Origin of the sequence: Gracilimonas tropica DSM 19535 (assembly GCF_000375425.1) — a bacterium.
GTDB lineage: Bacteria > Bacteroidota > Rhodothermia > Balneolales > Balneolaceae > Gracilimonas > Gracilimonas tropica.
Map to the genome: position 1 here is coordinate 235,591 of NZ_AQXG01000003.1, position 13,485 is coordinate 249,075.

General features: G+C 42.8%; 12 protein-coding genes. 4 read left to right on the forward strand and 8 right to left on the reverse strand.

All coding sequences use genetic code 11. From position 1 onward, the window contains the following. Positions 1-75 precede the first annotated feature (75 nt). The 8 genes from B151_RS0107505 to B151_RS0107540 form a co-directional block, all read right to left on the reverse strand. Entirely contained in the window at positions 76-1,392 is a 1,317-nt protein-coding gene (locus tag B151_RS0107505; protein WP_020403002.1) for an amidohydrolase family protein, read from the reverse strand. Positions 1,393-1,407: 15 nt separating this feature from the next. Continuing rightward, complete coding sequence (locus B151_RS0107510) at positions 1,408-2,805, reverse strand: amidohydrolase family protein (protein ID WP_051069727.1); 1,398 nt, start codon at positions 2,803-2,805, stop codon at positions 1,408-1,410. 1 nt (position 2,806) lies between these two features. Further along, on the reverse strand, positions 2,807-4,162 hold the full coding sequence (locus tag B151_RS0107515) for an amidohydrolase family protein (protein WP_020403004.1): 1,356 nt from the start codon (positions 4,160-4,162) through the stop codon (positions 2,807-2,809). 187 nt (positions 4,163-4,349) lie between these two features. Continuing rightward, a complete protein-coding gene (locus B151_RS0107520) occupies positions 4,350-4,847 on the reverse strand; it encodes a hypothetical protein (protein ID WP_020403005.1) in 498 nt (165 codons plus the stop codon). 41 nt (positions 4,848-4,888) lie between these two features. Then, positions 4,889-6,424: a trypsin-like peptidase domain-containing protein gene (locus B151_RS0107525; protein WP_020403006.1), complete on the reverse strand. Its 1,536-nt coding sequence runs from the start codon at positions 6,422-6,424 to the stop codon at positions 4,889-4,891. Further along, positions 6,421-7,161 (reverse strand): DNA repair protein RecO, encoded by a 741-nt coding sequence (recO, locus tag B151_RS0107530; protein WP_020403007.1) that lies wholly within the window; start codon positions 7,159-7,161, stop codon positions 6,421-6,423. The genes B151_RS0107525 and recO overlap by 4 nt, the downstream gene beginning before the upstream one ends. A 24-nt stretch (positions 7,162-7,185) precedes the next feature. Continuing rightward, complete coding sequence (locus tag B151_RS0107535) at positions 7,186-7,692, reverse strand: hypothetical protein (protein ID WP_020403008.1); 507 nt, start codon at positions 7,690-7,692, stop codon at positions 7,186-7,188. An 82-nt stretch (positions 7,693-7,774) separates the two neighbouring features. Further along, positions 7,775-9,406, reverse strand: coding sequence for an acyl-CoA carboxylase subunit beta (locus tag B151_RS0107540; RefSeq protein WP_040516730.1), 1,632 nt, complete (start codon positions 9,404-9,406; stop codon positions 7,775-7,777). 113 nt (positions 9,407-9,519) lie between these two features. Between B151_RS0107540 and B151_RS19465 the strand changes: the two genes are divergently transcribed. Genes B151_RS19465 through ftsE form a run of 4 tightly spaced genes read left to right on the forward strand, consistent with a single transcriptional unit; the run spans position 9,520 to position 13,371 of the window. Then, positions 9,520-10,896, forward strand: a complete 1,377-nt coding sequence (locus tag B151_RS19465; protein WP_020403010.1) for a GWxTD domain-containing protein — start codon at positions 9,520-9,522, stop codon at positions 10,894-10,896. A 6-nt stretch (positions 10,897-10,902) separates the two neighbouring features. Further along, positions 10,903-11,913 carry a 4-hydroxythreonine-4-phosphate dehydrogenase PdxA gene (pdxA, locus tag B151_RS0107550; protein ID WP_020403011.1) on the forward strand — a complete coding sequence of 337 codons (1,011 nt, stop codon included), beginning with the start codon at positions 10,903-10,905 and terminating at the stop codon, positions 11,911-11,913. Then, positions 11,903-12,688 carry a class I SAM-dependent DNA methyltransferase gene (locus B151_RS0107555; RefSeq protein ID WP_020403012.1) on the forward strand — a complete coding sequence of 262 codons (786 nt, stop codon included), beginning with the start codon at positions 11,903-11,905 and terminating at the stop codon, positions 12,686-12,688. The genes pdxA and B151_RS0107555 overlap by 11 nt, the downstream gene beginning before the upstream one ends. Beyond that, the gene (ftsE, locus tag B151_RS0107560; protein ID WP_020403013.1) at positions 12,667-13,371 is read left to right on the forward strand and encodes a cell division ATP-binding protein FtsE; all 705 of its coding nucleotides are present in this window, start codon (positions 12,667-12,669) and stop codon (positions 13,369-13,371) included. The genes B151_RS0107555 and ftsE overlap by 22 nt, the downstream gene beginning before the upstream one ends. The last annotated feature ends 114 nt before the right edge of the window (positions 13,372-13,485 follow it).

Genomic DNA, 13,485 nt, shown 5'->3' on the forward strand with positions numbered 1-13,485 from the left:
TAAACACCGGAAACAAAAAAGCCCCAAAACAACAGCTGTTCGGGGCTTTTGAGATTCCTTAATTAAGAACGGTAACTACCTGTTTACGGCATCTCTATCCAAAAATTCTTCATAAAGCTGACTGTGACGGCTGTCCATCGGGATCTTAAATCCTTTAATGAACACATGTTCTATCTTAGTCATTGGCTGAAGTGGATTTCCATCCGAGATAAACAGGTTTGCTTGCTTCCCGGCTTCAAGAGAACCGATTCTGTCGGCTACCCCGAATATCTCTGCAGGATTAATCGTCAAAGCTTTGATCGCTTCTTCCTGTCCTAATCCGTAAGCGGCTGCATAGCCGGCTTCAAACGGAGCATTACGGGTATTCTCAGCATCATTGGAAACGATAGCTACTTTAACTCCGGCTTTGGCCATTAGCCCCGGATTTTGATACGGCCGCTGATAGTTATCATAATCACGGGATGGAGTGTAGAGTGTGGTCGTTAAAACCGGCAATCCGGCTTCAGCGATTTCTTCAGCTACCCGCCACCCTTCTTCGGCACCTACCAGGAAGAAATTCATCCCTTCCTGAGAATTTGTCCATTCAATCGCATCCAGAATCTCCTGCTCACGGCTAACTGTCAAAGCAACAGGAACTTCTCCGGCTAATACTTCACGCATCGCTTCCATCCTTGGGTCATGATCGGGTCTGATTTTGCCTGTGGGACTTTTCTCGTATTCTTTTATCATACGATCATAAAAGCGAGCTTTTTCAAAGAATTCATTGATCTTATTGATCTCACGTTCATAATCCTTTTTGATCTCTTCTTCGGAGCGGTCATCCCACCAGCCTCCTCCGGTTGATGAAGGCAGATTCATAACCAAAGCACCACTTTTCTTAACCGACATGGAGTCGGGAGAATATCCCCAAAGATCCATTACAGCAGCCTTGCCGGCAATAATTCCGGACGAAGGAGCAGACAGGACTGTTGTAACTCCGCTTACCCGTGTTACAGGTACGGCAGCACTGTGTGGATTAAACGCCGTGAAGGCATACATATGCGGGTTGAAATCACCTAATTCGCGGTTATCAACAGTAACGGGTACCGCTGAAATTTCTACCAACCCAAGAGCAGTCCAGCCATCGATGAATCCGGGATATACATGCTTTCCGGACGCATCAATGCGTGTGTACTCGTTGGTGATCTTGGCATTTTGGCCCACATATTCAATCTCTTTTCCACCGATCAGAATAACTCCACCCTCAATAGTTCCATTGGTTACGGTATGAATGGTGGCTCCTGTAATGGCAAATTTACCAAATTCGGGTTTCTCAGTGATCTGGGCTTCTGTCTGGACACTCAAGCCTAACAGCAGCGCAGCTACGACAACAAATATATTCAGTCTTTTCATGATTCTGTCTCCTGTTTAGTTTTGAGCTTGTGCTGATTGTTCGCCAAATAAGATGAATGCATCTTGCAAACACGTATTTTCTTCCCGGTTATCCACAATACGTCGGAAATTTGCACCATCTTCGAATTCGGTACCCGGATTGATATGGATTCTCATGTCATCAGGGTCGTTTTCCAAATCGAAATATTTGGTTCCATCAACAAAAGTCATTTCGGCTTTGCTGTAAATATCGAACGGATGTCCGCTCCATATCACAACGTCACCGTCTTTTCCTTCTTCAATGCTTCCAACACGGTCATCTATACCCAATTGAATAGCCGGATGTAAAGTGATCATCTTTAGAGCATCATTCACTGAGGTATTGCCATAACGCACCACTTTAGCTGCTTCATGGTTCAATGTTCTAAGTAACTGATCATTATCACTATTGATTGAGTTGATCACACCATTGGCATTCAGGATCGAAGCGTTATAGGCTGTTGAATAATACACCTCAAATTTATAAGCCCACCAGTCGGAGAAAACCGAAGTATGAGCACCATTTTTAGCCAATTCGGGTGCTACTTTAAAAGCTTCATTGGCATGCTGAAAGGTATAATTCTTGATCCCATAATCATTAAAAACACGCATCAGCATAAGTATTTCATCCGCGCGGTATGAATGACAATGAACAAGGATATCCCCTTCTATAATATCATTCAACACTTCATAGCGAAGATTTTTAGCAACCGGCACCGGCGGTGTACCTTTTCCGCGACGATCGTAAAGGGATTGAGCCTCAAAATAAGCTTCACGTTTACGCTTATAGTCGAGAGCTTCGTCAAAGTGATTTCGGATCACTTGCTCTACTCCCATCCGGGTTCTTGGCTGTACTCCATTTCCCTGTCCATGCACTCTTGTTGGGTTTTCACCTAAAGCAAACTTTATGGTTCTTGGAGCGTTTTCAAACTTCATTCCTTCCTGAGAAGCTCCATAGCGTAACTTCAATGTTTCTCCCTGTCCGCCAATTACATTAGCAGAACCGTGCATAAGATGAATGGTAGTTGCTCCGCCTGCTAATGCATGATAGATACCTACTTCATTGGGATCAACGGATTCTTCCATGGTTACCTCTGCGGTTACCACATTACGAGCTTCATTGATATCTACACCATTAAGGTGAGAATGAGCATCAATGATGCCGGGCATCACATATTTTCCCGTGGCGTCAACTGTTTCTACTCCACGCGGAGCACGCAGGTCTTTACCGATCTCGGTTATTTTCCCATCACGGATCAAAACGTCCGTTTCTTCAAGATCACCGTTTGTGATCGTAATAACTGTCGCATTTTGGATAAGTACAGAGCCTTTTTCCTGGGCTTTAGCTGTGAATCCAAAGGCAACAAGAGCAATTAAAGTGATTAATTTCTTCATTTTAGTTTCCCTCAAATTCATAAATAGTTCCGTTTGAAATAGCATGCAGTACTTTGGCTTTTTCTTCCGCCATAGGTTTACTGAAAACCGAAAAGCTGGCATTTTTTCCCTTCTCAAGGGCACCATGCGTTTGGCTGATTCCAAGGATCGAAGCCGTATTTGAGGTCATCAGTTTTACTAATTCATTTTCAGTTAGTCCGCCTTCATCCAGCAGAATTTCCATTTTTTCAGACAACTCTTTGAGATCCAAACCAGCGGAAGCATAACCGACTGAAACACCGGCATCCAACAGTTTTTTAATATTGGTGACTTCTGCTTTCCAGGCTTCCAATTGTTTCTGACGATAGGCTTGTTCTTCATCGGAAATCTCCTCGACTTTAGCTTTTTCTTCCTTCTCTTTATCCGATTCTTCTGCCTCTTTTTGCTTCTTATACCACTTTGGCATATCCGTAAAATCGATACCGGCCAAAACAGGGATGTTGCGTTTTTTCAATTCATCCGCCTTGGCATATGCTTCTTTTCCTGAAATAATGACTGCATCAAAACCAAATTCATCCTGCAGTTTGAATAATCGTTCAATGTGCTCTTTTTGATCAACTTCGAAATACAAAGGCGTTTCCTGATTTACCAATGGAAAGAGTGCCTCAAGTACCTGATCCCTTTCAGGGGCAGGCATTTCGGGGTTTTGAGCAAAATATTTCATGTGCTGTTGTAAGGCTTCCGCATCAAACATCACTTGCCGGAATTGAGCCATTACACCCATCAGGGTTGATGGATATGCTCCACTTCCCCAGCCTCCGGGTGCTTCATCAAACGAGCCTGCAAGAGCTAATTTTTCTTTCAGTAAAGCTACATCTTCGGATGAAGAAGCAAGATAAAAAGCCTCCACTTGCCCGGGTAGCATGTACCCATTGGGATATAAAGCCGCTGTGGTGAAACCTGCCTTCATTGCCGATTCAAAAGCTTTGTCATCTTTTAAGAGTTCAGAAGGCCGGCGTTCGGGTTGAATTCCTGCGCGGTCGTAAGGCGGATTGCCGGGATTATCTAATTTTGGCAAATCCTGTGACTTGGGCAGATCCGGGCTGCCCCAAATTGCAAGTCCATCTATGAAGCCCGGATACACGTGAAGACTATCGCCTCCGTCTATCTCATAAGCATCAAATGGTATTGTTACATTGGAGCCAATAGATTCAATGACCCCATTTCGCCAAACAATGGTGGCAGATTCAGTAGTCGATCCATCAGCTTGATGAATGGTAACATTAGTAAGTGCATGTGCAGGAGTAGTTTGAGCTTGTAAGCCAAGCGACCATAATCCCACAAAAAGCAGCACTAAGAATGGTATATATTTTCTCATAGTACCTGTTCTGGTTAGAGTTTTAAGCTGTCGAAATAACTGTATTAATTAACTATTAATAAAGAATGACGAATCTAAATTTTGTAAATATTATCCTATACCCCTCAATGCATCACCGGAGATGGTTTTATATTAAAATTTCAGAAAAGGACTCAGGAAAATGAATATATATAGAAAAGGCCGTGCCCTATTTTACAAAATCTCCGAAAGCTGCTGATCCTAAAAAGACGGTTTTGTAAGAAGTTTTATTTCCAAAACCGTTTGACATCATATCCCGAAAATCTTTTTTGGAAATTTGAGCTTCTGAATATCCCAGGAAATATCCTCCTTTTTCCACGGCAACGCCATTGACTTTAGTGCTCGTTTCTTGCGCAAGTACATGAGCATTTCTTAGGGTGATCAGGAAATCATTTTCGGTTACGGAGGTTTCTCCTGCTTCTTCAAGTTCAAGGCGAATGTCTTCCATGTGTTCTGCGAGTGAAGTTTCCAAAACGGATTTAGCCTGAAGTGTTGCATTTGCAACAGCAATAACGGAGTCAGTAGATACCGCCTGTGCGTATCCATAAAATGAAAGGGAATCGGAGCGAAAATCTGAGGCTCTAAACCAGCCCGGAGTACCCGAATCGGAAGCTGATTCGGTAGAAGATGTACTTTCTGTAGCAGAACAGGCTGAAAATAATACCATTATAACGACACAATATAATAGGGCTTTAAGGGAATGATGCATCAATTTCTTTTTAACTCGATAAATCCTTTTACGTTTTCCTCATTTCTGATCTCAAGAACTACCGATCCATTATCATTTAGATTTCGGCGCATAAGTTCTTCTAATCTTGACAGATCTTCAACCTTTTCTTCTCCAATTTTTATGATCTGTTGATCTTCCCTTAATCCCCTGTTCCAGGCCTCTGTATATTTGTACACGCGATCAACATAGATATCATAAGTATCGGCATCTTCGGGCTTAGCAATTCCCATAACCCTGAAGCCAAGATCAAATTCACGATACATAACTCCTTCTCTATCTTCCGGAATCTCTTGCATTTCCAATGACTCCTCGCTTGCTGCTACTTCAGGAATCTCCCTTGGCTCCAGCATTTTCAGAGTCACATTTTTTTGCAACTCCCTTCCATTGCGCAATATTTTCAACTCCACTATTTCACCGGGACTCAGAACAGCAACTTGCTGCTGTAATTCATTGGCTTCGTTTACATTAACTCCATTTACCTGAAGAACCACATCGCCCGTTTCCACGCCTGCTTCCGAGGCTGCTCCTTCCGGCGAAACCGACATGATCTCCACACCTCGTACCGTCTCCATTCCTTTTTCAATTGCGCGATTGTAATCCACGCCCGCTATGCTTACGCCCAACAGCGCTCTTCGAACTTCACCGTATTCAATCAAATCGCGAGCTACTTTGATCGCCAGGTTGCTGGGTACTGCGAATCCGTATCCCTGATATGAACCGGACTGTGATGCTATGGCAGTGTTGATGCCAATCAATTGTCCGCTGGTATTCACCAATGCTCCTCCACTGTTTCCTTTGTTGATAGCAGCATCGGTTTGTATGAAACTTTCGATACGCATTTGGTCGTCAATGATCTGAACATCCCTGCTCAATGCACTCACAATGCCTGCAGTTACCGTTGAGCGAAGCCGAAATGGATTCCCGATCGCAAGTACCCATTCACCAACATCTATACTCTCTGAATCACCAACCGTCACATACGGCAAGTCACTTCCGTTGATCTTAATAACAGCAAGGTCTGTACTTGGATCATATCCTACTACTTTGGCCTGATATTCTCTTTTATCATTTAGCACAACGCGGAGCCCTTTCTCCACCGCTCCCTCAATAACATGATAATTGGTGAGTATATATCCGTCTTTTGTGATCAATACTCCCGAACCTACCGTTCTTGCTCTTCTTGGTATGATGCGATCCCAAATACTTTCCTCATTTTCTTCAAACTCATGATATTCGTCATTTGGCATCGTTCCTTCGATCGGTACAATAGTTTCGATGTACACAACCGTGGGAGTTACTTCTTCGGCTACTTTTCTGAATAGGAAACGAGCGTCCGCTCTTTCAAGATCTTCATCTGAAATGAAAGGTTGCTCACTACGGGTGATCTCCGTGGTTCTTACTTCGGCAAGGGGAGCCAGTTCTTCGTTGATAGTATACAACGCAATAAGCGTTCCGGCGGTAATACCGATCATAAAAAGAAGAACGGCCGTTAAAATTAGATCTTTGCGTCTCATGAGTTCACCTGTAACATCTGTTCAAAAATTGCATCCGATTTGCGCTCTTTATAACCATCAATATGATATTTAAAGTATACATCTAAATGATGAACAAGTTGCTTGAGTTCACCATTCTCTAACATAATTCCAAAAATAGATGAACTTTTGGAATGTAACGCTAACGAAATAAACCGGGTTTGATTCTCTGATAATTTATAAGACATCTCATCTTCAGATCGATCTGAAATATTTCCACTTGTGATGTTCAGATACGCATACGTTGTTTCTTGCTGATGGGTATCAATCAAACCAATTCCTGTTATTTCTGCCAAACGAATTTGTGCATAAGGAAATATCTGTGGATGTACCTCCTCAGCTTCACCCAGCCACTGAATAAATTTTTCCGCAAATACAAAAACGGGGGTGTTTACTTCGTGCTCATGAACTAATTGCCCCAGCAATTCAAGCACAGAATATAAAATGGCGGCCCGGTCAAAATGTTTTCGAAAAATATCAGCTGAATATGCGGTTGAGGCTTCTGTCAGGGTTTGAACACCTCGCGTTTGTTTGTAATAATAGACCGCATCCAGAATGGATCCCACCTGCAAAATGCCTGAAAGTTTATTTTTTGGGCGCTTAGCCCCTTTCGCGATCAAAGCGATCTTACCATGTTCTTCGGATAATACCGTTAAGATAAAACTCGAGTCCTGATAGTCGATCATTCTTAGTATGATAACACGGGTATGAGTGATCATGCTGTTACTGCCTGCTCTTTCTTATCATTCACTTTCTGTTTCCGTTTCAAGGAATTCGATTCGAAAACTGAAATAGAGATCCAGCATTTCTTCCATCTCATTATATAATTCATATAGTTCCTGAAGTTCGTCTTCTTCCGTCTTAATGATCTCTATGTACTCATTTGTGGTTTTTATATCAAGACTAAACCACTCTTTTTGTTTCATTCCTCTGCTAAACAAAGCCTGTCCGCTATGATGATTGGAGAGCAGTATTTCTTCCACTTCTCCGAATCCGATCGTCCTCATCCTGATCCTGAAATACCTGAAAAAGCGATAGTATTTTGTAACGGTATATTCATCGCGATCGAAAAGGAATTCATGGCGGGAGAAAATTTTCAGCAGCACTGCCAATGCGAATATCAGGAAAAACAGAGCGAACACGAATCCTAAAACAAAGCTGAAGAAGAACAATATAAAATCAATGAGCGTGAAGCTGGCTTCCACGCCAAGAAAAATTAAATCTCGCTGTTTATGTAGATCGTAGTTCAAAGAATGGTTCTGAAGGTTTCATACAAAAAAGGACGCATGTTGCATGCGCCCTCGCAGTATAACAAATATGTTGGATTTTAGTCTAAGTTTGGATCACACCGGTTTTAAATTCCGGGATTTCCGGATTCAGGTTGGCGCAATCTATGGCTTTTGATATTCGCTCGCGAGTTTCCAAAGGATTGATGATCCCATCTACCCAAAGCCGGGAAGCAGCATATCGCACATCCGTTTGTTTGTCATAACGATCACTGATCTTCTTCATGATCTTCTCTTGCTCTTCATCACTCACTTTTTTGCCTTTTTTCTTCATCGCTGCAACCTGAATTTGCATGAGCGTTTTTGAAGCTGAAGCTCCGCTCATTACCGCAATTTTAGCGGTAGGCCAGGCATACATAAACCGAGGATCATACGCACGGCCACACATGGCATAATTTCCCGCTCCGTAGCTGTTTCCAACAACGATCGTGATCTTGGGGACGGTGCTGTTGCTCATGGCATTCACCATTTTGGCTCCGTCCTTAATAATACCGCCGTGTTCACTTCGCTTCCCGATCATAAACCCGGTTACATCCTGGAAAAAGATGAGTGGAATTTTTTTCTGATTGCAATTCATGATAAAGCGAGCGGCTTTATCAGCACTATCGGAGTAAATCACCCCGCCAATTTGCATTTCGCCCTGCTTGGTTCGTTTTACCGTTCGCTGATTAGCTACTATACCAACACTCCATCCATCGATGCGCGCAAAACCGGTGATCAGCGATTGACCGTACCCTTTTTTGAATTCCGTAAAACTGTCTTCATCAACAATACAATCCAGAATTTCATGCATATTGTAAGGGCTTGTTCGTGCTTCCGGCAGTATTTCAAATATGTCACTTGCCGGACGTTTGGGCTCCTTACTTTCCTTTCTGTTAAAACCGGCTGTTTCAAATGGCCCGAATTTATCGACCAAGTCGCGAATGGTTTCGAGCGCTTCAGTATCATCTTCCATTTTATAGTCAGTGACACCGGAGATTTCGGTGTGGGTGGTAGCTCCACCAAGCGTTTCGTTATCAACATCTTCACCAATGGCTGCTTTTACAAGATAACTTCCTGCCAGAAAAACGCTGCCGGTGCCATCTACGATCAATGCTTCGTCACTCATAATGGGCAGGTAAGCTCCACCGGCTACACAACTGCCCATTATAGCGGCAATCTGGGGAATACCTTTGGCTGAGATCACTGCATTATTCCTGAACATCCGTCCAAAATGATCTTTATCAGGAAAGATCTCATCCTGCATCGGTAAATAAACACCGGCTGAATCTACCAGGTAGATCAAAGGTGTATGATTCTCAATGGCAATTTCCTGGGCCCGCAAGTTCTTCTTTGCTGTAATAGGAAACCATGCCCCTGCTTTAACGGTTGCATCGTTGGCAACGATCATACACTTTCGTCCACTTACTTCACCCACGCCGGTGATCACTCCTCCCGAAGGACATCCGCCTTGTTCTTCATACATTTCATAGCCGGCCCATAAACCCAGTTCATGGAATTTGGAATCTTTATCGATCAATTTGTGTATTCGTTCTCGGGCTGTCAGTTTACCTTTGCCATGTTCTTTATCAATTCGTTTCTGACCGCCTCCTTTTTTTATTTCGTCCTCTGTTTTACCAAATTCCTCAATAATATTATGTAACCAGTTTTTGGTAGCGCTTCCAGATTTATTGCTCATGTTATACAATCTTTTAGTTCTTATAATGTTGATTCCAAAGCTGCGTTGAAAATAGGGATTATATTTTATCATTAAACCCCGATATTGGTCATAATCATTCAAAATTTAGTTTTATGAGAAAACACATCTTAGTCCTTCTGCTATTTTTTGGTGTATCAGGTAGTTTGTTGGCGCAAAGAGTCAGCTATCCCCAATTGGTGTACCGAAGCCAAGCCCCTCAGATTTTTGTTGATGAACTTATTTTACCCGGTGAAGAAGGAAAAACAACATTGGCTTTTCTGTTTCGGTTCAACAATGATTTTATTCCCTTCAAAAAAATTACGCTGAATAGCGATCTTGATGCCCCTGCTGAAGCCGAGTTCTATTCCACCATAAGATTGAACGCTGAGGTATTTGAGGGTGAATTAAAGCGTCGCAGAGAACCTTCTGCAAATTCAATTTCAAGAGATTTTTGGTCAGATACCTTGTTTGTTAATTCCTTTGAGGAGACAAAGTCCAAAGATCAATTTGCAGCTGGTTACCTTGAAACCCGATTAAATCCCGGCACATATAATTTCATTCTTCAGCTTTCAATGATGCAGGAAGTAAATGAACGAAACACCCAAAGAAGGGAGATCACCGTTCCGGACCTTAACTCTGACCATTCAGGTGAAGTGTACCTGTTAAAAAGTGTGAGTGATAAGAATGGGCAAAAACAATTGGAATTGATGAATATGGAAGATAATGTGCCCTACGGTGAGGATTTTTATGTCGCAGTTCGCATCCCTGATTATGAGTCTTCCGCTGACTACACCCTACAACTCAACCGGGCGAATATTTCTCGTAACGATACTACGGCCAGAAACCAGGTACTGGAATTAGATATTGAAGATAGTGAGGTGTTTAGCAATGCAACGCTAAAGCTCCAAAATGTTCATCATCCTATGTTGATGCTCGAGCAAGGAGAGTTTGACCATACTTACTTGATCAAGATGATTCCGGCCAGTTCGCTTGAAAATGCAGCCTATTTGTTGAGTCTGAAAAAAAGTGGACAGGAAAAACCTGTTGCCCGTTCATTCTTTCAATCATACTGGGCGGATATGCCGGCCAGTTTGTATAACCTGGATATTGCTATTCGCCATTTGAAATTTATTCTGCCTGAAAAGGAAGTGGATCGCATCAACAAGGGCAACGATCGCGAGCGGGAACAGAAATTCCGGGAGTTTTGGGAGCAACGAGATCCCACTCCAAACACTGTTTTCAATGAATTAATGGCTGAATATTATCGCCGCATTGATTACGCTTTCAATGAATTTGGTTCCCAGGAAAACCCAATGGGACATGAAAGTGATCAAGGTGAGGTGTATATCAAATTCGGGCCTCCAAAAAACAAAGAACGCAGGTTTCCTGAACGCGGAAAAACTCTTGAGATTTGGGAATATCCTGACCGGACTTTCATTTTTGAAGCTTCATCCGGATTTGGAGATTTCAAATTGGTTGGTACGAAATAAGAGATTATGACCACTTTTTCCCCTGTAATCGGTATTTCAGTTGGTGATTTTAACGGCATTGGGCCGGAGATCATCCTGAAAACCCTTTCTGATGGTGATCTTTTGACTTCCTCTACCCCGGTTATCATCTCCCCAAAAGAAGTTTTAGAATTTTATTCAGACCAGCTCGCACAACCTGTAGAGCTGAACTTTACAGAATCATTTGAAGAAATAGTGCCGGGATCCATTAATGTATTTTCGGAGTTTGATTTAGAAACAGAGATCATACCAGGCAATCACACTAAGGAAAGCGGACGCACAGCGATGCGTTCTATTGAAACCGGAATAGATCTTTGTGTCCGGCAAAAAGCGCATGCATTGGTTACAGCGCCAATATCAAAAGAAGCAGTTAACCTGGCCGGGTATACAATTCCGGGACATACGGAGTTTCTTGCTGCTAAAACCGGAACGGATGAAGTACTCATGATGCTGGTTAGCGGTAACCTTAGAGTCAGCCTTGTTACCACCCACATTCCGATCAGAGAGGTAGCCCAAACAATTTCACCGAACCTCATCGAACGAAAAGCAGACATTCTTAGTAAAAGCCTGATTCAGGATTTTGGAATAGAAAAACCTAAGATCGCTGTTTTTGGATTGAATCCACATGCAGGTGACGGAGGTGTTATTGGAAAGGAAGAAATAGAATTCATTGAACCGACCATCAAAGAATTGCAAAGTACACATCAGAATACAGTCATTCACGGCCCCTTCCCTGCGGATGGTTTTTTTGGGCAGCAACTTCATAAAAAGTACGACGGTATTCTGGCCATGTACCACGACCAGGGGTTGGCTCCGTTCAAACTCTTATCCTTCGGAAAAGGAGTGAATTTTACCGCCGGGCTTCCTATTATTCGCACTTCGCCGGACCATGGCACTGCATTTGATATAGCAGGAAAAGGTGTGGCAAATCCATCCTCGTTCAAAGAGGCGTATATGTTGGCCGTTCAATTAGCAAAACAGCGATTTAGTGAAGTCTGAAAAGTCCCGAATTTATTCTGCTTTAGCCCCGCTTTATGACACTCTGATGAAAGATGTGGATTATGAAATGTGGGCCGATTTTATTGATGAGGTCATTCAAACTCATCATCCAAACCCGACTCAGATCCTTGAATTAGCCTGTGGAACCGGGGCCATCAGTTTACATCTTTCCGAGTATGAAGAGTATGAGCTTACGGCAACGGATCAATCTCCTGCTATGGTTGAAAGGGCTAGACAAAAAGCAGCTGAACTTGAGGCTCCCGTACAGTTTGATACCATGGATTTTACCGATATAAAAAGCTCAGCATCCTTTGATATCATTTTTTCTGTATTTGACAGTGTAAACTATCTTCATACTTCTGAAGATATTCTGAAAATGCTTCGTGGCTGCCACCGTATCTTAAATCCTAATGGGTTATTGATCTACGACTTTTCGACGCCTCAAAACTCCCTGGAAGCCGTCGATTACCTGAATAACGAAGAAGGCAGTTTTGGCAATTACCGGTATTTCAGGGAAAGTAAATACGACCCCGAGCTTCAATTTCATTACAACGAATTTGATATCGAGGAAATGTCGGATGATGGCCTTACGGTGATCAACCGTTTCCGGGAAGTGCATAAACAGCGCATCTACTCACTTCAGGAAATGTTGTCAATTGTGGAACAAACCCCCTATCATCTGGTAGCCAAATATGAGGGTTTTGATTTGGTAGATGCAGACGAAAACAGTACACGCATAACAATGGTGCTTCAATGTCAGAAACAGCGGTTATAGAACTTAAAAATGTATCTTTAAGGTTTGATCAGCACCCGGTGCTGAGTGACGTTAATTTTAAACTCCATAACGGTGAGTTTGCTTATCTAATTGGTCCCACCGGGATTGGAAAAAGTTCATTTCTAAAACTGCTGTATCGTGATCTGGTTCCTGATCAAGGAGTTGTTCGCGTAACCGATTACCCGGTCAATAAGATCAGTGACCGGGAAGTACCCATGCTTCGGCGACGTTTAGGGATCGTTTTCCAGGATTTTCAATTATTGGAAGATCGCAATGTACATGATAATGTGGCTTTTGCCCTGCAAGTTACCGGAGAGAAGCCCAAGTTCATTAAGCAGCGTGTACTCGAAGTATTGACGATGGTTGGGCTTAGCCACCGCCGTAAACACATGCCAAGAGATCTTTCCGGGGGTGAACAACAACGCGTGGTCATTGCCCGCGCACTTGCCAACGAACCGCGCATTCTGCTGGCTGATGAACCGACCGGGAACCTGGATCCTAAAGCAACTAAAGATATCATGGAATTACTCCGAACCATCAATAATCGTGGCATGGCCGTTTTGATGGTGACTCATGACTATGCGGTTGTCAAAAAATACCGTGCCAGAACCGTTCGGATGGTAAACGGAAAGACACAAAACCTTGTGTGGAAAGGGGAAAAATTGGTTCCCGAAAAATCCTGATCCGGGCTTACGATAAATCTGAAAACTTCCATCCCACTCACAGCATTAAGCCGAAAAGAGAAATTATTTTTTAATTCGATAGAATTAGAAGCGCTACCAATTTCACCTTTACCA

What these genes read in the sequence shown, in the direction of transcription:
- B151_RS0107505 (WP_020403002.1), bottom strand. Translation starts at nt 1,392, where the DNA reads ATGAAAAGACTGAATATATTTGTTGTCGTAGCTGCGCTGCTGTTAGGC.
- B151_RS0107510 (WP_051069727.1), bottom strand. Translation starts at nt 2,805, where the DNA reads ATGAAGAAATTAATCACTTTAATTGCTCTTGTTGCCTTTGGATTCACA.
- B151_RS0107515 (WP_020403004.1), bottom strand. Translation starts at nt 4,162, where the DNA reads ATGAGAAAATATATACCATTCTTAGTGCTGCTTTTTGTGGGATTATGG.
- B151_RS0107520 (WP_020403005.1), bottom strand. Translation starts at nt 4,847, where the DNA reads ATGGTATTATTTTCAGCCTGTTCTGCTACAGAAAGTACATCTTCTACC.
- B151_RS0107525 (WP_020403006.1), bottom strand. Translation starts at nt 6,424, where the DNA reads ATGAGACGCAAAGATCTAATTTTAACGGCCGTTCTTCTTTTTATGATC.
- recO (WP_020403007.1), bottom strand. Translation starts at nt 7,161, where the DNA reads ATGATCACTCATACCCGTGTTATCATACTAAGAATGATCGACTATCAG.
- B151_RS0107540 (WP_040516730.1), bottom strand. Translation starts at nt 9,406, where the DNA reads ATGAGCAATAAATCTGGAAGCGCTACCAAAAACTGGTTACATAATATT.
- B151_RS19465 (WP_020403010.1), top strand. Translation starts at nt 9,520, where the DNA reads ATGAGAAAACACATCTTAGTCCTTCTGCTATTTTTTGGTGTATCAGGT.
- pdxA (WP_020403011.1), top strand. Translation starts at nt 10,903, where the DNA reads ATGACCACTTTTTCCCCTGTAATCGGTATTTCAGTTGGTGATTTTAAC.
- ftsE (WP_020403013.1), top strand. Translation starts at nt 12,667, where the DNA reads ATGTCAGAAACAGCGGTTATAGAACTTAAAAATGTATCTTTAAGGTTT.